General features: G+C 36.6%; 26 protein-coding genes and 1 pseudogene. All 27 read left to right on the top strand.

Annotated elements, in window-relative coordinates; genetic code table 11:
- The first annotated feature begins 10 nt into the window (after positions 1-10).
- Positions 11-2,752 carry a hypothetical protein gene (locus KQH81_RS10915; protein WP_230028294.1) on the top strand — a complete coding sequence of 914 codons (2,742 nt, stop codon included), beginning with the start codon at positions 11-13 and terminating at the stop codon, positions 2,750-2,752.
- A 13-nt stretch (positions 2,753-2,765) separates the two neighbouring features.
- Positions 2,766-3,110 (top strand): DUF6711 family protein, encoded by a 345-nt coding sequence (locus tag KQH81_RS10910; protein ID WP_230028293.1) that lies wholly within the window; start codon positions 2,766-2,768, stop codon positions 3,108-3,110.
- A gap of 18 nt (positions 3,111-3,128) precedes the next feature.
- The gene (locus tag KQH81_RS10905) at positions 3,129-3,365 is read left to right on the top strand and encodes a hypothetical protein (RefSeq protein WP_230028292.1); all 237 of its coding nucleotides are present in this window, start codon (positions 3,129-3,131) and stop codon (positions 3,363-3,365) included.
- Complete coding sequence (locus KQH81_RS10900) at positions 3,365-3,556, top strand: hypothetical protein (protein ID WP_230028290.1); 192 nt, start codon at positions 3,365-3,367, stop codon at positions 3,554-3,556. The genes KQH81_RS10905 and KQH81_RS10900 overlap by 1 nt, the downstream gene beginning before the upstream one ends.
- 16 nt (positions 3,557-3,572) lie before the next feature.
- The gene (locus tag KQH81_RS10895) at positions 3,573-7,961 is read left to right on the top strand and encodes a hypothetical protein (protein ID WP_230028289.1); all 4,389 of its coding nucleotides are present in this window, start codon (positions 3,573-3,575) and stop codon (positions 7,959-7,961) included.
- Between the two features lies 1 nt (position 7,962).
- Positions 7,963-8,175 carry a hypothetical protein gene (locus KQH81_RS10890; protein ID WP_230028288.1) on the top strand — a complete coding sequence of 71 codons (213 nt, stop codon included), beginning with the start codon at positions 7,963-7,965 and terminating at the stop codon, positions 8,173-8,175.
- 98 nt (positions 8,176-8,273) lie between these two features.
- Complete coding sequence (locus KQH81_RS10885) at positions 8,274-8,747, top strand: hypothetical protein (RefSeq protein WP_230028287.1); 474 nt, start codon at positions 8,274-8,276, stop codon at positions 8,745-8,747.
- A gap of 54 nt (positions 8,748-8,801) precedes the next feature.
- A complete protein-coding gene (locus KQH81_RS10880) occupies positions 8,802-9,005 on the top strand; it encodes a BhlA/UviB family holin-like peptide (RefSeq protein ID WP_230028286.1) in 204 nt (67 codons plus the stop codon).
- A gap of 15 nt (positions 9,006-9,020) precedes the next feature.
- Positions 9,021-9,206 (top strand): hypothetical protein, encoded by a 186-nt coding sequence (locus tag KQH81_RS10875; RefSeq protein WP_230028285.1) that lies wholly within the window; start codon positions 9,021-9,023, stop codon positions 9,204-9,206.
- A gap of 37 nt (positions 9,207-9,243) precedes the next feature.
- Positions 9,244-9,984: pseudogene (locus KQH81_RS10870) on the top strand (N-acetylmuramoyl-L-alanine amidase); the annotation flags it as partial.
- Between the two features lie 12 nt (positions 9,985-9,996).
- Positions 9,997-10,284, top strand: coding sequence for a peptidoglycan-binding domain-containing protein (locus KQH81_RS10865; protein ID WP_230029275.1), 288 nt, complete (start codon positions 9,997-9,999; stop codon positions 10,282-10,284).
- A gap of 195 nt (positions 10,285-10,479) precedes the next feature.
- A complete protein-coding gene (locus KQH81_RS10860) occupies positions 10,480-10,944 on the top strand; it encodes a hypothetical protein (protein ID WP_230028284.1) in 465 nt (154 codons plus the stop codon).
- Between the two features lie 343 nt (positions 10,945-11,287).
- Positions 11,288-12,184 carry a hypothetical protein gene (locus KQH81_RS10855; RefSeq protein ID WP_230028282.1) on the top strand — a complete coding sequence of 299 codons (897 nt, stop codon included), beginning with the start codon at positions 11,288-11,290 and terminating at the stop codon, positions 12,182-12,184.
- A gap of 27 nt (positions 12,185-12,211) precedes the next feature.
- Positions 12,212-12,712 carry a hypothetical protein gene (locus tag KQH81_RS10850; protein ID WP_230028281.1) on the top strand — a complete coding sequence of 167 codons (501 nt, stop codon included), beginning with the start codon at positions 12,212-12,214 and terminating at the stop codon, positions 12,710-12,712.
- A 90-nt stretch (positions 12,713-12,802) separates the two neighbouring features.
- Positions 12,803-13,114 carry a hypothetical protein gene (locus KQH81_RS10845; RefSeq protein ID WP_027640093.1) on the top strand — a complete coding sequence of 104 codons (312 nt, stop codon included), beginning with the start codon at positions 12,803-12,805 and terminating at the stop codon, positions 13,112-13,114.
- A gap of 211 nt (positions 13,115-13,325) precedes the next feature.
- On the top strand, positions 13,326-13,679 hold the full coding sequence (locus KQH81_RS10840; protein ID WP_230028280.1) for an RNA methyltransferase: 354 nt from the start codon (positions 13,326-13,328) through the stop codon (positions 13,677-13,679).
- A gap of 128 nt (positions 13,680-13,807) precedes the next feature.
- Positions 13,808-14,452, top strand: a complete 645-nt coding sequence (locus KQH81_RS10835; RefSeq protein WP_230028279.1) for a hypothetical protein — start codon at positions 13,808-13,810, stop codon at positions 14,450-14,452.
- Positions 14,453-14,464: 12 nt separating this feature from the next.
- On the top strand, positions 14,465-15,670 hold the full coding sequence (locus KQH81_RS10830) for an adenine nucleotide alpha hydrolase family protein (protein ID WP_230028278.1): 1,206 nt from the start codon (positions 14,465-14,467) through the stop codon (positions 15,668-15,670).
- Positions 15,671-15,675: 5 nt separating this feature from the next.
- Positions 15,676-16,389 (top strand): TatD family hydrolase, encoded by a 714-nt coding sequence (locus KQH81_RS10825; RefSeq protein WP_230028277.1) that lies wholly within the window; start codon positions 15,676-15,678, stop codon positions 16,387-16,389.
- 106 nt (positions 16,390-16,495) lie between these two features.
- Positions 16,496-16,675, top strand: coding sequence for a hypothetical protein (locus KQH81_RS10820; protein ID WP_230028275.1), 180 nt, complete (start codon positions 16,496-16,498; stop codon positions 16,673-16,675).
- 125 nt (positions 16,676-16,800) lie between these two features.
- The gene (locus tag KQH81_RS10815; RefSeq protein WP_230028273.1) at positions 16,801-17,628 is read left to right on the top strand and encodes a ParA family protein; all 828 of its coding nucleotides are present in this window, start codon (positions 16,801-16,803) and stop codon (positions 17,626-17,628) included.
- Positions 17,582-18,529 (top strand): ParB/RepB/Spo0J family partition protein, encoded by a 948-nt coding sequence (locus tag KQH81_RS10810; RefSeq protein WP_038671851.1) that lies wholly within the window; start codon positions 17,582-17,584, stop codon positions 18,527-18,529. Before KQH81_RS10815 ends, KQH81_RS10810 begins: the two co-directional genes overlap by 47 nt.
- Positions 18,530-18,718: 189 nt before the next feature.
- Positions 18,719-22,861 carry a SpaA isopeptide-forming pilin-related protein gene (locus KQH81_RS10805; protein WP_230028271.1) on the top strand — a complete coding sequence of 1,381 codons (4,143 nt, stop codon included), beginning with the start codon at positions 18,719-18,721 and terminating at the stop codon, positions 22,859-22,861.
- Between the two features lie 133 nt (positions 22,862-22,994).
- Positions 22,995-23,309, top strand: a complete 315-nt coding sequence (locus KQH81_RS10800) for a hypothetical protein (protein ID WP_456151765.1) — start codon at positions 22,995-22,997, stop codon at positions 23,307-23,309.
- A gap of 10 nt (positions 23,310-23,319) precedes the next feature.
- Complete coding sequence (locus KQH81_RS10795) at positions 23,320-23,592, top strand: hypothetical protein (protein WP_230028269.1); 273 nt, start codon at positions 23,320-23,322, stop codon at positions 23,590-23,592.
- A gap of 128 nt (positions 23,593-23,720) precedes the next feature.
- A complete protein-coding gene (locus tag KQH81_RS10790; protein WP_173848393.1) occupies positions 23,721-24,323 on the top strand; it encodes a hypothetical protein in 603 nt (200 codons plus the stop codon).
- Between the two features lies 1 nt (position 24,324).
- Positions 24,325-25,020, top strand: coding sequence for a hypothetical protein (locus tag KQH81_RS10785; protein ID WP_230028267.1), 696 nt, complete (start codon positions 24,325-24,327; stop codon positions 25,018-25,020).
- The last annotated feature ends 4 nt before the right edge of the window (positions 25,021-25,024 follow it).

Genomic DNA, 25,024 nt, shown 5'->3' with positions numbered 1-25,024 from the left:
AGGTGAAAAGATGAGTGATAGTGTAGGAAAGATTAGTCTTGATTTAGAAGTTCAATCAGACTTAGGAAATCAGATTGGCAATGTATCTAATCAAATTGGCAAGGATATAGAAGCAACATTTAAAAATAGTACAAAAGGTATATTTGATGTGCTACAAAATAGTATAGATGCAAGTATGAAAGCTATAAATGATACTGTAAAAGCATCTCTTGACGAAATGAAAGCAACAGTTAAATCTACAATAGATTCAATACTTGCAATTACTAAAAATGTTAAAGTTCCTAAGCCTAATATTCCAGAAAATCAAGCTTCACCTAACGGAACAGTTGTTGTACCTACATCAGTTCCGAGAGCTCCACCAATGCCTAGAGTATATCCAATTAAACCATCTATTGATAATGCAAATGTTGATGAGCTAAAAGCTGAAATAGATAATACTGCTGCAGTGCTAGATAATATAAATGCAAAAATAGAACAACAAAAATTAAAATTAAATCAACTTAAAGAAGCTTATAATAATTGCTTTAATCAAAATCAAAGAAATACATTGGAAGACCAAATATTAAAAACTGAGGCTAACATAAATAAATTAATTGGTCAATCAGATAAGTTAGGGTTTAAATTATCTGATTTAGATAATAAGATGGCTAATTTAGGCAATAGCTCAAATAAAGCAAGTGGAGGTGCTAGCAAACTTAAATCAACTTTAAGTAATATCTATGGGGTTTTTAATAAATCTGGTAAAGGAGCAAAGATACTAGGTGATAGTACTAAAACTGCTAATAAAGGCATAGGCAGAATGAACACAGGAATTGGTTTTACACTTAAACAAATGTTTAAATGGATGATAATACTTCCTATGATAGCAAAAGGAATAAACAGCATGGCATTAGGAATGTTAAATAATTTAAAGACTAATGAACAATTTTCTAATTCATTAGCTCAAATTAAGTCTAATTTAATGATTGCATTTACTCCTATTTATAACGCTATACTACCAGCTATGAATGCTTTAATGAGTGCATTGAGTGTAGCAACTCAGTATATAGCTAGTTTTATAAGTGCTATATTTGGTAAAACATTTGAACAAAGTAAACAAGCTACACAAGGACTTATAGATGCAAAAACTGCTATGGGCGTTTATGGAGATAGTGCTAAAAAAGCAGGTAAAGCCGCTAAAGATGCACTAGGTTTAGCAAGTTTTGATGAAATAAATTCTCTTAACGCTAATAAATCTGATGATAGTGGCGGAGGTAGTGGAGGTGCTTCTAAAGTACCAAAACTAGTTACACCAGCACTTGATACAACAAGTGTTGACAGTGCTATGCAAAAGCTTACAGATAAGATTAAGGCTTACTTTGGTACGTTTGACTTTAACCCATTGATACAATCTTTTAATAAAATTAAAGAAGCAGTAGAGCCTATATTAAATAATATAGGTAAAGTTATAAAGTGGTTCTTAACAGAGATATTAGACCCATTAGCACATTGGACTATAGAAGATGCACTTCCAGCTTTTCTGAATGTAGTAGCTGGAGCATTAGAAGTATTAAATCCAATTTTAGAAGTGTTTATGGATGCAGGTAAATGGTTATGGGATAACATTCTACAACCAATAGCAGAATGGACAGGTGGAATAATAGTAGATGTATTAAATGGGCTTGCAGATGTATTAAGCAAAATAGGTGCTTGGATTAATGAGCATAAGGAAACATTATCTAAGATTGCAAAAGTTATAGGAATTATAGGAATTGCTTTAGGAGCTGTTAAAATTGCAATTGCTGGAGTAGCAATTGTTATGGGTATTTTAACTAGTCCAATTACATTAATAATTGGAATTATAGTTGGTTTAATTGCTATCTTTACACAGTTGTATGATTCTTGCGAAGGATTTAGAAACTTTGTGGATACTGTGGTTGAATTCGGAAAGAATTTGATATTCGGGTTGTTTGAAGGAATAAGCAGTGTAATGTCTACTATAGGAAGTTGGCTTAAAGATAATATTGTAGATCCAATTCTTAATGCAATAAAAAGCTTTTTCGGAATACATTCTCCAAGTACGGTTTTCGCTGAAATAGGTACTTATTTAATGCAAGGACTACTTAATGGTATTAAATCTTTAAAAGAAAGCATAATTGATTTCTTTGGTAACTTCTGTACTAATTTAAAAGAGATTTTTACTAATATACCTAAATGGTTTGGAGAAAAGTTTGTTGAAGCTAAGAATGCTATAATTGAAAAATTCAGTCCTATAGGTAGGTTTTTTAGCAATTTATTTGGTAGCATAAAAGATATTTTTACTAACATAGGTGGCGCAGTCAGTGATGCAGTAAGCGGAGCGTTTAGAAAAGCAATAAATGGCGTTTTAAGATTTGCAGCAAATACTATTAATGGATTTATACGTGCTATAAATGGTGCAATAGGATTAATAAACAAAATACCAGGTGTAGATATAGGACGAATTAATTATATGGATGTTCCTCAATTAGCTAAAGGAGGAATTTTAGATAGTCCAACTCTTGCAATGGTAGGTGAAGCAGGTAAAGAGGCAGTAGTACCATTAGAAAATAATACTGGTGGTTTAGATTTACTAGCTAGTAAACTCCTTGAAAGAATGCCACATGGAGGTTCTAATGATAATTCTAATGGGGATTTAGTTCTTATGATAGATGGTAGTGTAATAGGTAAAGTAGCATTAAATCAATTAAGAAAGATGCAAAGACAAGGTGGAATAACCTTAATACCAACATAAAAGGAGTGGTAATATGCTTAAAATTAATGGAGTGGCTATTGCTACTCCTAAAGTCTATGAGGTTACAGTACAGGACCTAGATGGAGAAACAAATAGAAATGCTAATGGTGACATGATAAGAGATAGAATTGCAGTAAAAAGAAAGCTTAATTTAGAATGGCCACCATTAACCCAAGCAGAAATATCAACATTACTTACAGCAGTAAGTGGTGTTTTTTTTACGGTTACTTTTCCAGATCCTCAACTTGGATTAATAACTAAAACTATGTATGTAGGGGATAGGACTTCACCAGCTTATCAATTTAAGAATGGGGAAGTTAAATGGAGTGGTCTTAAAATGAATTTTATTGAGAAATAGAAATCAAGGAGTGATAAAATGTTAGAAAGTAAAGAAAGTATAAGTATTACAGGTGAAAGCAAGATTGAAGGAAAGACAGTAGTTAGTTTAATAGCAAACATAACTACTGAGGAAGGCACTTATCCATCAGTATCTACTACAGTATTGGATAGAGAACTTTATTCAGCAAACTTAGAAGCGTGTCAAGCTGATATAACAGCATTTAACACTAGAGTATTTGAAAAGCAAAAACAAGTATTAGGGGGTATAAAGTAATGGAAGATAAGAAAGAAATAATAGACGTTGAATCTACACCAGTAGAAGAAAATAAGCCAGTCTTAGAGAAAGGTAACTATATCATAGAGGTTATAAGTAATGGCGAGGTTATTAAGAAGTTTGTTGCTGCTAATGCAGAGATTAATATATCAAAACTAGCAGATGGAGGTCTAACTGTAGACCTTAAATAGGTGAGGAGGTTAGGCTATGCAGAATACAAGTGCATTATTCAAGACTAAAATAAAAGAAGCAAGCAGGCAGTTTCAATGCAAGATAACTATAGGCGATAGGATATTTACTAATGAGGATATAGTGGATGTTAAAATAGATGGTAATATACAACCTCAAGATGGATTTATGATAGGTTCTACATCCTCAACTACGCTTGATTTAACGCTTTTAAATAAGGGGGATACCATTTACTCTACTAACCAAATTAAGGTTGAAATAGGTCTTAATATAGGCTCTACAATAGAATATATATTAATGGGATATTACAATATAGATGATATAGTTAAAACCGACTACACTATTAAGTTTACTGCATTTGATAATATGATAAAATTTGAAACTCCATACTTTTCAGACCTTGGAGAAAATGCAACATTACAGCAAATAGTTAACGAATTAGCAAGTAAAACAGGAGTGCAATTCACAGGAAGCCTTCCATCTTACACAGTTAAGAAATTGGAAGGCTTTACTTGTAGAGAAGTACTTGGCTATGTCGCTAGTTTATGTGGAGGGAATGCTTTAATAAATAGAGAAGGTAAGTTTACTATCGTAGTACCAAAGGATATAAACTATTCTATAGATACCAGTAACTATTTTGACTATAAGAGAGAAGAAGTCACATATAAGATAGGTAAAATTAGTTGTACACCTAGAGAAAATGAATTAGTAAAAGGTTCTCTAGGTGTAGATTCTATGGAACTTCAATTTGAAAATCCATGGGTTACAGAGAGCATATTAAACGATATATATAATAAGCTAAATGGTTTTAAGTATCTAGGATATTCTATGAAGTGGCAAGGAGATATATCTTTAGATCTCGGAGATATAGTAACTATTATAGATAAAAAAGGAGTGGTTAGAAAACATCCTATCCTAAGCCAAAAGTTTAATTATACTGGTGGTCTTACTGTAGAAATGGGAGCAAAAGGAGAATCTAAAAACAAGAATTCTTTTAACTCTAGTGGAAGTAATAGCAATAAGGTTAATAGGGTGGTTACAGAACTTCTTATAGTTAATGAAGCTTTAATTAATAAGGCAAATATAAGTGATTTGAAAGCTACTAATGCTGAAATAGCTACATTAAAAGCTCAAGATGCAGAGATACAAAATGCATTAATAGGCAAAGCAACTATAGAACAATTAAATGCAGTGAATGCCAACATTAAAAATCTTGTAGCGGAAGATGCTAAGATAAATAATGCTCTTATAAATAAAGCAGATATAGTTCAATTAAATGCAGTAAGTGCAAAGATTAATGTACTAGAAGCAGATAGTGCAACTATAAAAACTTTAGTAGCAGGAAATATTACAGCTGAAAATATACAATCTAATTTCTTGCAAACTCTTCAAGGTTGGATGTTAGAAGGAAGTATCGGTAATGCACAGATAAGTGATTTGAACGCTAACAAGATTAGAAGCGGTACCGTAGATACTTCTTTAGTAACTGTAGCTGGACCAGGGGGAAGGCTACAGATAAGCGGTAATAAACTCCAGGTATTTGATAGTAAGAGTGGTACTCTTTACGAGAGAATAATGCTTGGTATAGATAGCAATAATAACAGTTCTTTAACTCTTAGAGGTGCAGATGGTACTACTGTTTTATTAACTCAAGATGGACTTACTAAAGCAGGATTTACAGATGGTTATAATAAGATAGATAATGGGAGTCTTGATGGTGTTAAGCTAGATATAAACAGTGTTATTCGTAGTGTTAATGGAGCTACAGAGAAGATAGAGAGTACTGTAGTGAATGTAGGAAATAAAACTCTTAATGTATTACTACAAGAACAAATTAATACTATTACAGAGCATGGGAAGAGTTTAAGTACGCAGGAGGCTAGAATAACCGCAAATGAAAAAGCTATTAATTTAAAAGTAGATACACAGACTTACACTACAGATAAAACTACTATAAATAATAGTATAGCAACTACTCTTAGAGACAGTAAAGCTTATGCAGATACAAAGAAAAGTGAAGCAATATCTACGGCTGCTACAGATGCAACAACTAAGGCAAATGCAGCAAAAGATACAGCTATAGCAGAAGCACAGAAGAAAGCAGATAAAGCTTTAGCAGATAGCAAACTCTATATAAATCAAGAGATTAAAACAGTTAATAGCAACTTAAGCAAAGCTACTTCGGATATAAGTGTACTTAAAGGGCAAATAGCTTTAAAAGTAGAGCAGGCTAACATAGATAAGACAGTTACTACAGTTAAAAATGAATTGGTTACGAAGATAGATGGGATAGAAATTGGTGGTAGGAATTTAATAAAAGATTCAAAAGGAGATTTTGATTTAACAATAAATGCTTCTGGGCTAAAACTATGGGCACTGTGTGATACAAGTATATTTCTAGGTAAAATAATAACATTATCGTTTTACGCTAAGTCTAGTAATGGAAGTAACAAGGTTTATATGTCATTAGCGACAGGAAGTAGCACAAGAACAAATATAACTAACAATATTACTATACCTTCTAATTATAAAAAATTTACTTTTACTTTCACTGCAACAACAGATTCGTCAATCGATAGTTTTATGATAGTATACGGTACTAATTGGCACTCAGGCAATTCAGGTGCAGTATCATTTAAAAATTTCAAGCTTGAACTAGGCAACAAAGCTACAGACTGGACACCCGCACCAGAAGATGTAGACCAAGCAATAGCAGATGTAATAACTACAACAGATACTAAAATATCGAAAGCTAAGTCAGATATAAAAATAGAGACTGATAAAATAGCTTTAAATGTATCTAATCTAACAGCTAAAACTAGTACTATAGAAACACAGTTGGGAGATAAGGCTACTAAAGCAGAAGTTAAGACAGTAAGTGATAAAGCAGCATCTATAGAAGCTAATCTTAATGGGATAACTCAAAGAGTTTCTTCAACTGAAAGTACCGTTAGAAGTCACACTACACAAATAGGTGCAGTAGATGGGAAAATAAATACTGCTAAAACAGATGCTATAAGTACAGCAAGTGCAGATGCCACAACTAAGGCTAATAATGCGTTAAAAGATGGGAAAGCATATACAGACAATGGATTAGCACCAGTAAATAAAACATTAGCTACACATACAATAGAGATAAGTACAACTAAGCAGCAAGTGTCTACTATAGAAACTAATCTCGGCTCTATAACTAGCAGAGTAAGTACTGTAGAGAATAAAACCACTACTATAGATGGTAAGGTTAAAGCACAGGAAACTAGAATAAGTACTGCAGAACAGAAAATAACACCTAGTTCTATTGTAAACAGTGTTTCTAGTGGAATAAGTAATGGAACAACTTTAGACATTACATCAATTAAATTAGAGAAGAATCTATTTACAGTTAAAAATTCTATGTTTAGGTTATATGACACTTATGGGGATTTGGCTTTAAGTTCTGGAGGAGGATGGACATATGCACAAGGCGGATTACAAGCTGCAGTTGCTCCACATAATAAACCAAATGTAAGAGGTATAACTTTATCTAGCGGTAATGCAGGAATAAAGCCATATGGAATCACCCATGAGAGTTTTAATAACCTACCATTTACTATAGGAAGTAATACTCATAAAGTAGAGATACGTAACATGATAGATACTGAATGGGGGAACATAGAAGCTAAATCTATATTTGGTAATGATGTGTACTCTAACCATGCTGAAGGTAACTACTCACAGTTAATCAGAAACGAACTTAACTCAAGAAATGGCGACGGAATATTGTGGCTCAATTATTTAACAGATTCAGTTTCAACTAGCCAAGTAGTTATTGGTGCTGGAGATATGGGTAATTGGGGTAAGATTAGTGCAAACTCCTTATATGTTAAGGGTTCAAAGAACTGTATTCAAGAAACTGAGAACTATGGCTATCGTGCTATTAATGCATATGAGACTGCAAGTTACTACTTCGGAGATATTGGGGAAGGGACTATAGGAGAAGATGGGCTTTGTTATATAAGCATAGATGATGTATTTATGGAAGTTATTAATACTAAGTGCAAATATGAAGTGTTTTTACAGAAGTATGGTCCAGGAGATGTTTGGGTAAAAGAACGTAAAGAAAACTATTTTATAATAGAAGGTACTCCAGGGTTACTTTTTGGATGGGAGCTTAAAGCAAAGAGAAAAGGCTTTGAAACAGATAGACTAGAAACAGTAGAAATTACACCAAAAGTATCTATGGATTTTAGATTGAATAAGGAAGATGAATCAACTCTTAATTTAGATAAGCGTTCAGAGGAAACTCTGGCAATAATGAATAATAGTGTAAAGGAAGATAATAAGGAACAGAGGGCTATACTGCTAAGTATGGATGAGGAAGTCAGACAAAAAGAAATGGAAAGAGAACAAATTTTAGAGGAGTGGTAATATGTTAAGAACTATAACGGGTATAAGTGTTTTAAACGTTGGTGGTGGAAAAAGAATAAATGTGACAAGTGACATCATAGATAACAATGGAATTTTAAAAGAGAATAATCATAAAGACAGCTTTTTTGTAATAGACCAAGACATGAAAACAAAAGTCGAAGAACTTGAAAAATTAGTAAGTGCAAAATTAAATGTTATTAACCCCATAGAGTAGGCCTAGAAGGTCTTTTTTTATTGTATGCTAGATCTAAATTATGATATAACTTAGCATTAATATATATGATATAATCATCTTAAAAGATGGGGGTAAATATGAGTATGCTAAATTATATATTGAAAGAAATTTTTCCGTACATTTATTTATTGATATTTTCATTATTTATAGAATTTAATGTTAAATATACTAAAAATTTAAATATAAAATTCTTTTACACAAGAGGTATAAGAATTGTTATTCTTATAATAGTTACTATGAAGCTCAATTATTACGGAGGCTTATTAACATATTTAAGTTTTATATTAACATATATGATTTGTGTAATATTAGATAATAGATATAGGTTGAAAATTGAAAGTTGTTGGAACAATGGAACAGTAGAAATTAATAGGATTCTTAAAAAATATGGAAGGGTGAAAATGAACGAGTGGTTCAAGATAAGAATAAAGTATTTTAAAAAAAATTATAATGAATCGTATACTATATTAAGAGATAAAATTTATATACTACTAAATTTTATACTATCTATATTACTAATTGGTATTTCAATGTATCAGTTAGTAAAATAAGGGATTAGAGAAATCTAGTCTCTTTTTTATTTTTTATTTTAAGAGAGGTGCTAGATGGATGAACTATTAAAAGCAAGTATAAATCAAGGGTTAGGCTATGGTATGTTTGTGTTTTTATTGCTCTATGTTCTTAAAACCACAGGTGACAGAGAGAAAAGATATCAAGATTTATTAGATAAACTAACCGCTAAATTTAATATAGTAGAAAATGTACAGGATGATGTTAAAGAAATTAAAAGTCATTTGTTTAATAAATAAAATGGAGGGATTTAGATGAAAGAAAGAATTATAACAAAGGTTACAAGTGCAAAATGGCTAATAGCTGTAATACTTACTATAGTATTTAGTTATTGTATCGTTTCTGGGAGAGATGTAAAAGAGTTTCTTCCAATCTATAGCGGAGTAGTTATGTTCTATTTCGGAAATTCAGTTTCAAAGAAAACCAATCAAGGAGCTTAAGGGCTCCTTTTTAATTTTTAAATTTGGAGGGATGAATATGAAGATATTATTAGATATGGGACACACTTTAAGTGGAGCTGACACAGGAGCAGAAGGTTGTGGAAGAAGAGAGCAAGACTGTACAAGAGAAATAGGATATAAGGTTAAGGAAAAGTTAGAAGCATTAGGGCATACAGTTGTAGTATGTAGTAAAGATAGTTGCAGCAGCTTAATGGATTCTTTATCTTATAGAGCTAATACAGCCAATAATGCTGGTGGAGATTTATACCTAGCAATACATCTAAATGCGTTCAATGGTGCTGCATACGGAACTGAGGTTTATACTTATGGAGGGAAAAAATTTGATAAGGCAGAGGCTATACTTAATAATATAGTTGCACTGGGATACTATAATAGAGGAATTAAAGATGGTTCAAGCCTATATGTAATAAGACATACAAATATGAGTGCAATGCTTATAGAATGTTGCTTTATAGACAATGGGTGTGATATGAATATATACAATCCTGAAGCTTTAGCAGATGCTATAGTAAAAGGAATTACAGGAACTACAGTTGAATCATATACCCCATCAGAGGAAATTAAAAATAAACCATATGAATATGGAGTCGTTACAGCAAAGAGTGGCCTAAAAATTAGAAAAGGTCCAGGTACAGGATATGATGAATTAGGAATTTTGAAATACGGAGAAAAGGTTCATATAGACTTTGAAGAGGATGGATGGTTTTCTGTATTTTGGGGTAATCATGGTGGATTCATTAGTTCAGAATTTGTTGAAGAATATAAAGAAGTGGATAACTGGATTGCAAGACTACAAACTGCTTGCAATGAACAAGGTTTTAGTTCGCAAACTGTAGACGGAATACCAGGAAGTAATACTTTAGCAGGATGTCCATTGTTAAGATATGGGGCAGTAGGAGACATAACTAAGCTACTTCAAGAAAAGTTAGGTGTAACAGCAGACGGTATCTTCGGAAATGATACAAGAGCAGCTGTTGTTGCATTTCAAAGAAAACATAATTTATCTGCAGATGGTATTGTTGGAAGAAATACATGGAGAGCACTTTTAGGACTATAAATATAAAAGGGTGCAGTTTCGGCAACTACACCCTAATAAAATAGTATAAAATAGCATGTTTCCATGCATTTTAGATACTATCCAGTTTTATATAATTTATTCAAGGCAGGGAGAGAAAACTTTCTGCCTTTTTTATTTTGCATAAAATATGGTAAAATATTTATATTAAAATTTTAAGGATAGGGGATATTGGAATTGGAAGAAATGTTATATATATATATATTATCATTATCATTTCAAGTAGCAGGAGCCTTGATATTATTAAGAAAGAGCCTAAAAGAAAAAGTTTTAGATAAAGCTAAAGAAATTTATGTTTCAGAATTTAAAGGTCCTTTAATGTGTGAAGATAATAAAATTGTCTTATATAAAGAAAGGATTCAAGAAATTGCTATGGATATTTATATAGATAGAATTGCATTTTTATATTTGACTATAGGATATAGTATTTCTATATTTGGTAAATATGATACAGATACTTCTAAAGGTAAGATAGTGATACTTGAAATATTAGTTTCAATAGCATTAATTGCAGCTGGGACTAAAATTAGTAAGATTATAACTAAAAAGCGCTTTAATAAGAATATTGAAGAGGACATCAATAATTTGAAATTTTCAAAGGGTACGGCAATTATAGGGGGAGTGAATGACGAGACAAAATAATACTAAGTTTTAGTAATTAATTATAGATATACTGCAGAGAAAAATCTTCCTACTTTTTTATTTTAGCTGAGAGGTTGTCCTATAAAAGAGAATAGTTTACAATATAAGTATAAATATGACGAAAAATAAAAAGAAACCACTGAATGATTGGTAGTCAGTGTGGTTTCTTAAACACAAAATATATCTCAAAGAATATACCTCTATTATAGCATAAATTCATTGAGATATAAATAATGGAGGGAGAATTTTATGAGCAACAAAAAATTGTATTGTTATACATTTGATATAATGAAAAACGGTAAAATAGGGGAGAATAAAAGAAATATTATATATTATAAATTCATTGTTTGATTCGGAGAATGATAATGTTGTTACATTTGAAAATGGTAATAAAGCATTAAAAATGGATAATAAAGAAGAAAACTATATTTCTTTAGAACTATTAAAAATAGTATCTAATGAGGTTGTTCCAGATAAATATCTTTTCTTTAGAATAGGTAGACAAAAAGAACTCGAGGGAGCTTTAAAACGAGAAAAATCAACATTTATGGGGAAAGAAATTTTAGATAAAGAACAGCAGGAAAAATATGAATTGGAAATTTGCACATATATATTAATTGATGTAGATGAAGGTATAGTAATAGAACTATATGGTCAGTTTGCACCTGGAGCAAAAGGCTTCTTTAGTATAATAAACACTTATTTATGTAAATCATATAGTAGTGATAATATTTTAATAAGTTCAAATAAAATATTGACTGATAAAATGATTGAAACATATAAAAAAGGTGGAGTATCTTTAAATGAGATATCATATAAATACAATATACCAGATGCATCTAGACTTCTAGAACTAGGATTAGATCCAAAGCAGATTAAGGCGCTTAAAGAACTAGATATGTTCCAAATAAAGATACTAATTAAAAACAAACCTCATGTTCCATTGACTAAAGTATCTGCGAAAATAGGGTATGTAATAAATGCATTTCAAGAATGTACTAAGGATATCAAAGATACTTTGAAATTTAAGGGGAATATTACTGGGGGATCTGCAGCACAAGAGTATAAATTTGATAAAGATGAAGTTACATATACCATTAATTTAAGTAGCTATAAGCAGGAGGATTCCCAAAAAATAAAACTTTCTTTGGAAGAGATGGCAGAACAAGCGTATAATAAAATAAAAGATATATATGAAAAAAATAAAGAAAATATAAAAACATACATTCTCCAAGAGTAACTATAAATTTAAATAGGAGGTGAAGTAATGAAAAAAATAAAAAGAATATTTTTAATACTAATAATATCAGGGATTGTTTCACTAATATGCAACGTAGATTTTGTAAAAGATAATCATTTTAATTTGATAACAATAAATGCAGTATTAATAGGATTTTTATTTACTTCACTGTCTATTATGCTTGGATTTCTCAAAGAGGAAATAATTCAATTATTTGAAAAAGCAGGAGCCTTAAAGAAAGTATATGAGTCTATAGAATATGGTATAGAATATGGTGTATATTCTATAATAGTTTCATTATTTAATATGTTAATGATTGAAAAATATTTACATCAAGGTTATTTACTAAATTATTTATATTCTATAGAAATTGTTTTATTATTAGTATCAATATATAGATTTTTAATTACGTTGAGTAATATAAAAATTGTAGTAGAGAGCATAAGATTTGATAATTTGAATAAAAAAGAGAAAAAGAAAGTAGACGAAGAAATAGAGGATGTTTTTAAATATAGAAATTTAAAATAGGAGGCCTAAGCCTCCTTTTGTTTTGCCGTCAAAAATCAAATTCATATTATTAGAATTTATTATTACTTTAAATAAAAGGGAGGATTATCAATGGATCCAGTTTTGATTACAAGACAAATGTTATCTGAGCGTTGGTGTGTATCTACACAAGCTATAATAAACTATGAACAAGAAGGAATAATAACTAGAAATCCACATATACCAACTCCTAGATATAGTCTAGAGGAAATTATGAAAATAGAGGGTTGTGAATTAAGTCCAATGTCACCATTAGAAAGAAGAAAATTAGAATCTAGGATTAGGGAGCTTGAAGAGATTATTAGATTACAGCAAGAAAAGCTTACAAAAATGATTATTTTAGGCAATGAAAGTATGTTATTAATGCAGCATCTGGATAAGTAAAAAAGGAGGAATGATAAATCCTTTGATTTTTAGTTGGGCAACAATGTTGACTATTTGTTGCCCTTGCAGATATTTTAATAAATTATAATAGATTTTAATAAATTCAGCTATGTTATTTAGGTTCAAACATAGCTGAAATTTTGAATTGTTTTAGGTTACTTTAAAATTTTATAGGCTATCACAAGCATTTCAAATCTTACAAACACCACATGTGGAGACGGTAGTACTGCTTTCCCACAAAAAGCCAGACGGATATATCAACGTAAAAGTTGAGTTTGGCGAGGGTGAGGGAAAAGTTCCGCTTGATAATATTGCTAAAAGAGCGGAAAGCTACAAGCCCAAAGAGCGAGTGACCTACAAAATGATAAAGGAGTATATAGAAGCTAAATACGGCTTCAAAGTACATACCGCATATATCGCAGAGGTGAAGAGAGATTTAGGCTTGCCGATGTACGATGCTCCAAATGCGGTGGAAGAATTGAAACAGCCGAGGAAGCATCCGACAGCGGAGAAAGTGGAAGCGATAAAGGATGCATTGAAGCATTTTGAAATGATTATGATTTAATGCAATTAATTGAAGGCGTCATATTAGGAAAAATGATTATTTATTGAAGGTGACCTTTTTCAAATTTCATAGACGTAATTTTCAAAATGTGCTATATTGAATACATATTAAAGTAGGGAGGAAATGCTATGGGATCATCAGTTAGAAAAACTACCGCAAAAATAAAGAAGTTATTAAAAGATACAGTAGAGTCAAATCCGTCAGTTGAATGTAAGGAAGTAATACCGCAAGTTGCGGTTGAAACATTACGTTCTAAAAAAACAAAGGGATATTTCGCAGATAAAGATTTTGCAGTACTTGCCGGAGGAGGTTTTGCCTGTTTTAAAAAAGTAAAAGAAGTCGGCATTGATGGATTTTTAAAAGAGTATGATATCCAAAGCGAAAAGCTTACGGTTATAGAGGTTCAAAAAATAATAGAGTGCATTCTTGATAAGATTGAAGAGGAAAATGGAGAAATTGATTCAGTATTGATTTTATCAGCATTTCAAAGTGCAATGGCAAATATGCTAATGAATAAGTTGACTGAACCTTCAGAATTTTTAATAGTATTTTGTGAAACGTTTATTACTATGATAATACGAGAGGATGCCAATGAGGCTTTGACAACTTATTTTAAGGATACATCAGCAGAGACTTTTAATAAAAATATTGAGGTATTCGCAAAGAATTATGTTGAAGATAATTTCTCTGAACTGATATCGAGATGTAACAATGGAGAAATAGAAATAAAGGAATTGATACAAAAATTGCAGGATACATTAAATAAAAAGTAAGGAGTGATAAATATGATTATTGCTCATACTGAAAATGGGGATGTTGAACTTAGGTGTAATCAGTTAATATCGGATGGTTCTTATGTTGTAACAGATAACACAAGAGTGATAGATCTGCTGAATATATTTTTAGAGATTTATGTGGCAGATATTTCAGTCAGAAGTAGCGGAACATATCCACGTCACTTGCAAGTAGAGGCATATGTTGATTTAAAAAACATAGAGGTTTGGAAAGAAAACATAAGTTTGATAGAAAAGTTGGCGGAGTTTGTTACTGAAGGAGACGGAGATCAGTGGAAATTAATTTTAAAACCTGCTGAATATGAATTTGAAGCTCAACAGTTATCTTTTGCAGAGGTAAAGGCTGATAATATATCGCTATTGTCTGGAGGACTAGATTCATTTTGTGGAGCATATCGAAATGAAAAAGAAAATAGGAATACTTTATATTGCGGTTATAAAACTAGCAATGTAGATACGTCTGCAATAAATGGTGTCTCGAGTTTTTTAAATGGACGAAGAGGAAACTTAGGTATCCGTACATATTCAAAGGTTATAAAAAAGAAAGAAACCTTGACACAAAGAACAAGATCATTACTTTTCTTTTCGTTAGCAGTTATGACCGCTGTAAGAGAGGGAATTGAAGTTGTTAATATTAATGAAAATGGAATCATGACTTTAAATCCATCATTTCAGTCACGAGGAACTACTAAGACAACTCATCCAAAAACTATATATATGTATCAAACTATATTGGATAATGTTGGAATTAGGGTAAAGTTGAACCATCCTTTTTTGTTTATGACAAAAGGAGAAATGGTTAATGGACTTAGTGTTGAGTATAAAGAGCATATTGCGGATACGCGATCATGTAGTAGATCAATGCATGATAGACGTTATGATGTGAGTACTAGAAAATCATGTGGTACATGTGTTCCATGTTTATTACGAAAGATTTCAATGGCAGCATATGATTTGGAACAGTATGATAATGAATATGATGTACCATATGAGGGGAATATGGAAGATGATGAATATAGATCTGCCTTAAATTATTATACTACTTTTTATCAATATATTAAATCTGGGGAAATATTTTCAGAGTTGGTAATAAAAAGAAGATACTATCATGTAGAAGATTATTATGAAAAGACATTTGAAATGTTGAAAAAATTTTCAGCAGAATTTGAGGTGTTTATTAAAAAGTATGGAGGGTGATGCTGATGATGATAGATGCACATATCCATATTGATTTTTATGACAAACCCACGAAAATTATCAGAGAAGTTATGCGTGAAGATATTTCTGCAATTTTTGTAACACACTTGCCAGAGCTTTACGAAAAACAAAAAGTGGCAATTGAGAGTTTACCACAGGTATTTTTAGCAGTCGGTTTTCATCCGATATTAGTTAGCGAATATGAATTTCAAAAAGAATTATTTGTCAATGCGTTAAAAAGTACTAGATTTGTTGGCGAAGTAGGTTTAGATTTTTCAGTGGCTAGAACTGAAAAAAGTCGGAACAAGCAAAGAAGAATTTTTGAACAGATATGTGCCTCTGTAGATAGCCACATATTATCAGTCCATAGCAGGCAAGCGGAAAAAGAAGTGTTAGATATTTTGTTAAAATATAGAGTGAGGAATGCTATTTTTCACTGGTATACTGGATCGAAAGAACTAATAAATTATATTGTGGAGTCAGGATATTATTTCTCTTTGAATCCAGCGATGTTAAGAACAAGCAAAGGTAGGGGAATATTAAAATCAATACCGCTCAATAGAATATTAATCGAAACTGACGGACCATTTTCAAAATTTAATGGTGAACTTGTCGAGCCAATATATTTGCAACAAATTTATAAGGCGTTTGGAGATTTCTATAGTGTTAATGATATGGAAAGCATTGTTTTTGAAAATATGCTTTCTCTCATAGGATAAGCGTATCATTAGAAATAGTGGTATGCTTATTTTTTTGTTCCTTTTTGCAGATTGTCCTTTCCCCTGCTTTCAAATATAATAAAGCTAAAGAAATGGAGGTGTGCTTATGAGAGAGAATCTTAATCATCTGTATTTGGATAGCCACGAAAGAAAACTTTTGATACATAGCCTTGTAGAGTTAAAAAATCAACTTATTCAGCAAGGCAGATATACGGATTGTATTGACGAGCTTATTTTTAAGGTCATAAATGCACCGACCAAGAGAATGAAAATTGAATATGTCTAAGGCAGATTACAAAGCCGCTTATTCTTATTGATTTTAAGAGTAGGCGGCTTTTTTGCGTTCTCTGGTACTGTTTACATAGCCACCTTGACAAAGTGGCTAAATCTATGTGAAAGGAGGACGCATCTATGTCAAATTGCAAAGTAATTGCTCTGACTAACCAGAAAGGTGGTGTCGGAAAAACAACCACAGCGGTCAATCTGGGTGTAAGTCTGGTGCAGCAGGGTAAAAAAGTCCTGCTGATTGATGCCGATGCACAGGCAAAACTCACGATGGCTCTGGGTTATAACAGACCAGACGATATTCCCATAACGCTCTCTACTGTGATGCAGAACATCATAGACGATAAAACGCTTGATGCTTCACAGGGTATTATCCATCACAGAGAGGGCGTTGACCTGCTTCCGTCAAACATTGAGCTGTCGGGCTTTGAGGTAAGGCTAATCAATGCAATGAGCCGTGAGCGTGTGCTGAAAACCTATGTCAATGAGGTTAAAAAGAATTACGATTATGTGCTTATTGATTGTATGCCGAGCTTAGGCATGATAACCATCAATGCTCTGGCGGCGGCTGACAGCGTGATTATCCCGACACAGCCCCACTATCTCTCGGCTAAAGGTCTGGAGCTTTTGCTTCGCTCCGTATCAATGGTCAAGCGGCAAATCAACCCAAAGCTGCGGATAGACGGTATCTTAATGACTATGGTAATGCCCCGTACCAACATTTCTAAGGAAATTACGGCAACGGTCAAAAGTGCATACGGTAAGAAAATCAAGGTATTTGATACCGAGATACCTCATTCTATCCGTGCGGTGGAAGCTACCGCAGAAGGCAAAAGTATTTTTGCTTACGACAAAAGCGGCAAGGTTGCCGCAGCCTATGAGCAGTTAGGAAAGGAGGTGGCAGAGATTGGCGAGAAGCAGAGAAACCAAAATCGAGCTGACCGCATACGATGACCTTTTTCAGACGGACGAAAGCCGTGAGGAAGCAAAGCTAAGCAAGATACGGGATATTCCCATATCGGAGATTGACGAGTTTCCAGACCACCCGTTCAAGGTTTTGATGGACGAAGATATGGAACAACTTGTTGAGAGTATCAAGCGAAACGGTGTAATGACCCCTGCGACAGTTCGCTTAAAAGAGGACGGACGGTATGAGCTTATCAGTGGTCACAGGCGAAAAAAGGCTTGTGAACTTGCAGGACTTGAAACGCTGAAATGCGAGGTCAAAGAGCTTACCCGTGATGAAGCCATTATTGTTATGGTGGAAAGTAATCTCCAACGCTCTGTTATTTTGCCGAGTGAGAAAGCGTTTGCGTATAAAATGCGGTTGGAAGCTATGAAACGACAGGCAGGCAGACCCCCAAAAGAAAATGCGTCGCCATTGGCGACTAATTTATCAAAAGGGCGTTCTGATGAGGAATTAGGAGAACTTGTTGGAGAAAGCAAAGACCAGATACGCCGCTATATCCGTCTAACGGAGCTTGTTCCCGAAATCCTGCAAATGGTAGATGAAAGGCAGATTGCTTTTCGTCCTGCGGTTGAGGTTTCTTATCTGACCGAGGAACAGCAATACACCCTGCTTGAAGCAATGGAGTACAACGATGCTACCCCGTCATTGGCACAGGCTATCAAAATGAAGAAGTATAACCAAGATGGCAAGCTCACTTCCGAGGTTATCCAGTCCATTATGGAGGAAGAAAAGCCCAATCAGAAGGAAAAACCTGCTTTCCGTGACGAGAGGATAACCAAGCTCATTCCAAAGACTGTTCCCAGAGGGCAGGAAACGGATTTTGTTGTCAAGGCGTTGGAGTTTTATAACCGACACTTGCAGCGGAACAAGGCTCACGAGAGATAGCCACACACCGAGGGCGAGGTCTGCCCATTTGAGTGGATAGCCATTATTTTGGATTCCCCCTCTCCACACCTCACCCCCTAACTACTGCCAGTAACTATCCGAGAAAAGAAATACTTTAAGCTGTCCATAACGGGCAGCTTTTTTCGGTCAGTAAGGCAAAATATTCAATCCAAATTACAGGAGGTAACTATGAAAATCCCTAAATTGTTCAAAAAGGCTGCGGCTTTTGTAATGGCTACGGTCACGGCATTATCTATAATGCCTGCGACAGCGTTTGCTGCGGGTGACATCGGGACAATTTCCTTTTCTCACACCTATGACAGCAAAGGTAATGCGATGAGGTACAATTCCAGTGCGAATATCGGTGGTTATACCGCAGGCGGAACAGGAAATTACAAGTACCGTATGTTTGTGGATGGCGAGAATGCGTTTTGTATTCAGCCGGGAGTACCGCTGAAAACAGGAAACACCTTGAAAAAGGCTTCCTCTGATACTTGGAACGCACTTTCAGCCAACCAGAAAAAGGCGGTTGGGCTTGCCCTGCTCTATGGGTATCAGGGCAACCGAAATAATCTGTCGGGAAGTGATGATGAAAAATGGCTTGCCACGCAGACTCTCGTATGGGAGTTTGTCACAGGCTGCCGTGAAGCCACAGGCTCATATAACCAGACAAGCACCACCGTTTACAGCCTGCACTTCGGTTCAAATTATGCCAACAGCGGAGCAAGGGCAGTGTATGACCAGATTGTTGCAATGCTGCGTGAGCATAACACCATTCCGAGCTTTATGTCGGGCGGTAAGAATGACATCACAAAGGAGCTTGCCTACAAGGACGGAAAGTACAGCATCACATTGACGGACAGCAACGGCGTCCTTTCCGATTACAGCTTTTCAAGCTCTGACAGCAATGTGAGTGTATCGAAGTCTGGAAATAAGCTGACAATCAGCTCCACCGTAGCTATCAGCGGTTCTGTCCGCATTACGGCAAAGAGGAACAATGTGCCGACTGTCAGCAGCAGTGCAAAGCTCATTGCCTATGGCGACCCGAACTTGCAGGATTTGGTAACAGGTGTGGAGAATGCTGATACCGTGTCTGCATATATCAATATCGAAACGCCGACAGGCACGATTGCCCTCAAAAAGACTTCTGAGGACGGAGTTGTGGAGGGCATCTCTTTTACAATCAAAGGTGATAACTTCAATAAAACAGTTAAGACAGGAAAGGACGGCTCTGTCTCCGTGGAGGGATTATTCCCTGGCACTTATACGGTCACAGAACAGTCTATTGACCGTTATGAGCCGCAGAAAACCCAGACCGTCACACTTATCGGAGGAAAAACCTCTACTGTGACCTTCAGCAATACTTTGAAGCGTGGCAGTCTGGAAATCGTCAAGACTTCCGAGGACAATCTGGTGGAGGGAATGAAATTCCACCTTTATGGCACATCTTTAAGCGGCTTGCCTGTTGACGAGTATGCCGTGACTGATAAAAACGGACTGGCTAAGTTTGAAAATGTCCTTATCAGTGGCGATACCCCGTATGTGGTTGAGGAAGTGGATACCGCAGTCCGCTATGTCGTTCCTGCTTCCCAGACAGCTCCGATTGAATGGAACAAGGTCACAAAACGCAGCTTCGACAATGTGTTGAAGAAATTCCAAGTGACTGTGACAAAGACCGATGCAGAAACAGGTTCTCCGCAGGGCGACGCTTCCCTTGCAGGTGCGGTTTACGGCATCTATAAAGGTGAGGAACTGATTGACACCTACACGACTGATGAAAACGGTCAGTTTACGACCAAGTATTATATCTGTGATAATGATTGGACTGTCCGTGAAATCAGCCCGTCCGAGGGGTATCTTCTGGATACCGCAATCCACAAGGTAGGTGCAGAACCAGAGCTATACACGGTAGAGCTGAACAGTACCGCAAACGATGTGAATGAACAGGTCATCAAAGGCAATATCGCACTCATCAAGCATACGGATAACGGGGAAACCCAGATTGAAACACCCGAAGAAGGTGCGGTATTTGAAGTGTTCCTCAAATCCGCAGGCAGCTATGAAAATGCAAAGGAAACCGAGCGTGATGTGCTGACATGTGACGAGAACGGTTTTGCCCAGACAAAGGATATGCCGTATGGCATTTATACCGTCCGCCAGACCTCTGGTTGGGAGGGGCGTGAACTGATGAAAGACTTTGATGTGTTTATCAGCAAGGACGGTCAGACCTACCGCTACCTTATCAACAACGCTAACTTTGAGAGCTATATCAAAATCGTAAAGAAAGATGCAGAAACAGGCAATACAATCCCGTATGCAGGTGCAGGCTTCCAGATTTACGACCCGAATGGAAATCTTGTGACTATGACTTTCACTTATCCCGAAGTGACGACCATTGACACCTTCTATACTACGGCAGACGGCGACCTTATCACACCGCAGACATTGGAATACGGCAAAGGCTATTCCCTTGTGGAAGTACAAGCCCCGTATGGGTATGTCTTAAATTCCGAGCCTGTTTATTTTGATGTGGTGCAGGAAAATTCCGAGGAAGAAAGCGGCATTACCGTTATTGAGGTAGTACGTTCCAATATGGCACAGAAAGGTACAATTACAGTAGAAAAGTCTGGCGAAGTATTCAGCTCCGTGGCAGGCGATAAGGGATTGTATCAGCCGATTTTCTCTGTCAGCGGTCTTGAGGGTGCAGTCTATGAGATTACCGCAGCCGAGGATATTGTCACTCTGGACGGAACGGTCAGAGCAAACAAGGGCGAGGTTGTGGATACCGTTACGACAGGAAAGGACGGTACAGCAAAATCCAAAGAACTGTATCTCGGAAAATATGAGGTTAAGGAAATCACAGCTCCGTATGGAATGGTGCTGAATGAGGAAGTTCGTTCTGTTGAGCTTGTGTATGCAGGACAGAATGTTGATGTAACGGAAACGGCTACTTCTTTCTATAATGAAAGACAGCGTGTTGAAATCGACCTCATCAAGAGCCTTGCCATTGATGAAGCCTACGGCATTGGCAAGAATGGAGAAATCTTTGATGTGACCTTTGGCTTGTATGCGGCGGAGGAACTCACAGCCGCAGATGGAAAGACCATTCCTGCGGACGGTCTGATTGAGGTCATTTCCCTTGATGAAAGCGGTCACGGGAAAGCTATCAGCGACCTGCCGATGGGCAGCTATTATGTGCAGGAAACCTCGACCAACTCCGCATATATTGTCAGCGATGCAAAATACCCTGTTATTTTTGAATACGCAGGACAGGATACCGAAACTGTCCGCATCATAGCCAATGAGGGCGAAGCTATCACAAATGACATTATTTACGGCTCTGTAAGCGGTAAGAAATCTGATGAGGATGGAAAAGCTCTGGGCAGTGCAGTTATCGGTATCTTTAAGACAGGAACTACCGAGTTTACAAAGGAAAATGCGATTGCAGCTACCACATCAAAAGATGATGGTAGTTTTTCTTTTGCCAAAGTACCGTATGGAACTTGGATAATCCGTGAAATCGAAAGCCCGAAGGGATATGTACTCTCCGAGGAAGAAATCGCCGTGACTATCGGCAAGGTGGACGAAGTTGTGGAAATCGAACTTGTCAACTACTTCATTAAGGGCAATATCGCTTTGACAAAGGTTGATGAGGATTATCCCGACAACAAGCTGTCTGGTGCGGTATTTGAGGTTTACTCCGATACCAATGGCGATGGGAAACTGGATAAAGACGATACGTTGCTTGGCGAAATGAAAGAACTTGACGGCGGCGTTTACCAGATGAGTGAACTCCGCTACGGCAAATATCTGGTAAAGGAAACCAAAGCTCCGACAGGCTTTGTGCTTGATGAAAATGTGTATTCCGTATCCGTTGAGGAGAACGGCAAGACCTACACCGTGGAAAATAAGGCGGGTGTAGGATTTATCAATGCAGCACAGAAAGGCTCTCTTAAAATCGTAAAGACTTCCTCTGACGGTAAGGTGGAGGGCTTCTCTTTCCGTGTGACAGGCGTGGACTATGACCAGACCTTTAAGACAGATAAGAACGGAGAAATCGTGATTGAGGGCTTGCGGATTGGCGACTATACCGTATCCGAAGTAAGCGACAAGGCTTCCGCAGGATATATCCTGCCTGCCGATAAACAGGCAACGGTCAAGGTGGACGCTACGGCTATCGTGCAGATGCACAATGAGTTCAGGGATACCCCGAAAACAGGCGATGACTTCAATCTGGGCTTATGGGTAAGCCTTGCAGCTCTGTCTGTTGTCGGTGCGGGCGTTCTCGGATTTGTCGGCTATAAGAACAGAAAGAAGAAAAAGGAGGACTAATTGATGGACGCTAAAACCATTATCGCAATCGTGCTTGTCGTGTTCATTGTGGGTGCGGCGGTATGGCTGAATATCCGTAACAGAAAGAAAAAGTAAGTGGTCTGGGCGGCTGAAAGATGCCGCCCTTTCCTTTATGGAGGTAACAATGAAAAACCTTAAAACCATTGAAAAGAAAGTCAGGGCTGTTCTGGAAAAGAATGAAGATGCCAGAAATGACGATATGGTGCTATATCTTGCACTTTGTAATGCCTGTCTGAAGGATGCAGGGGCAATGCCGCTTGCAGAGATAATGACGCAGCACAAATATCTCGGTCTGCCGAGCTTTGAGAGCGTCAGCAGGACACGCCGCAAGCTGCAGGCACGGTATCCAGAGCTTGCAGGGAGCCGCCCTGTTCAGAAAATGAGAGCCACGGGCGAGAAAGCCTATCGGCGTTATGCCAAAGAATAGAGAGGTGCTTATGGACGAAGAAAAACGCTCCAATCAGAACTATGAAATCATTGAGAGCTGTACTATCGGGAGTACAGAGCTTGTCATCGGTCACAATCCCAACGCACCCAACCCTTATGTGTGTTGGTACTGCAAGGGCGGCTCAAATTATTTCTGGGGTTATTACACGAATGAGCTTGATGATGCACGGCAAAAGCTGAATGAACGATACCAGTCAGAGTGCCGTATGCCCTATAATCAGCCTTCCCAGAAGCAGAAAAACGGTGATGACCGTGAGCGATAAAATAAAATATGACTGCACGACCTGTCCTTATCCCCGATATAAGGATGGGTCAGTTATTTTCTGCGATGTCTGTATTCGCAAGATTTTAGACGAGCAGAAAGAGAAAAAGGAAAGAAAGGAGCAGCCGAATGAGTAAAGAAAAAAGAATGCTCGGTAATTACGAGATTACCCAGAGCATCTATATCGGAGATAAAGAGGTCGTGTTCGGTGTTGATACAAAAGACCCGCATCCCTTTATGGTCTGCTATTGCGACTACAACAACCCTCTGTCAGCAGCGTGGCCGACAGAGGGTGTTGCTTCGGACGATTATCTGGAAGCAATGCAGATTTTTGTTGACCGAGTGCAGTCGCAGATTGACCGCACCAAAGAGGAATTATCCAAGTTCCCCTTTGATAAGACCGTGTTTACAAAAGAGCATTGTATCCCCGATGACGGTATGCGTAACATCGTGGGTAAAGTGGTGGTTATCAATTCCGAGCCGAAGCGGTATGAATATCAGCACCCCGCCTATCAGCTCATATTGGCAGACGGTGGACACGGAGCAACAGGCGGCAGAGGTCAGGCGGTATTCGGAACTTGTCTTGCCACAGGCGAAAGAGCCAGATGGGAAAGGTATGATGTGCTTGGCGAGATTAAGCCCGAATGTATGCCCGATTGGGCAAAGGAAGCTCTTGCAAAAATGAAACAGCATGAAAAAGAGAAAAAGCAACGAAATCGGGAGGAACGCTGATATGGATATACGACCTTTAACCCCGACAGAACAGAAATACACCTATGCCCAAAGTATGCAGCTTGAGGGGCAGACAGGCACTATCGGGCATCTGCGTGGTGACTTTGCCACGACGGGCTATGGCTTTTACACCACTTGGTTTGATACCAGACCACAATGGAAATCTGACGAATTTAAGGCAGACCTTGATACGGTCATCAATGCTTTACGGGAGGATAAAGGGCTTTTGCATAACCGCTATGATATGAGTGCGTTTGCAAGGCATTTTCCCGAAAGTGCTATCAAGGGTAACTATTGTACGGAGTACGGTTTCCGTGTGGATACGGAGAAACACGCTTTTCTGCTTCGGTGCAATCCCACCAAAGGCGACTATAATTTCTACTGCTATTGCTATGTGAAGGAATGGCTTGATAAGCATATCCAGAAAGCAGAACAAGGTATCCGATTTATTGATCCTCAATATAAAGAACTGTTCCGTATCCCCGACGGCGGAAAGGTCATTGTCACGACTTCTTGGGAAGAGAAACGGGAGTATCCCTGCCGCTTCATTGATGAATACCATACCGAAGTCGGCAGCAATCTGTACCACATCTGCGAGTTTGCCGAGCGTATGCAGAAAAACGGGGCGACCTATGAGCCGAAACCTGCGGAACAAACGCCGCAGAAAACACCGAAGCACAAGGATTTAGAACGATAAGGAG

The sequence above is a fragment of the Clostridium cadaveris genome, from assembly GCF_020911725.1.
In the GTDB taxonomy this organism is placed as follows: Bacteria; Bacillota; Clostridia; order Clostridiales; family Clostridiaceae; genus Clostridium_X; species Clostridium_X cadaveris.
The sequence above is the reverse complement of the archived record's forward strand: the minus strand, read 5'-3'. Positions and strand labels throughout refer to the sequence as shown.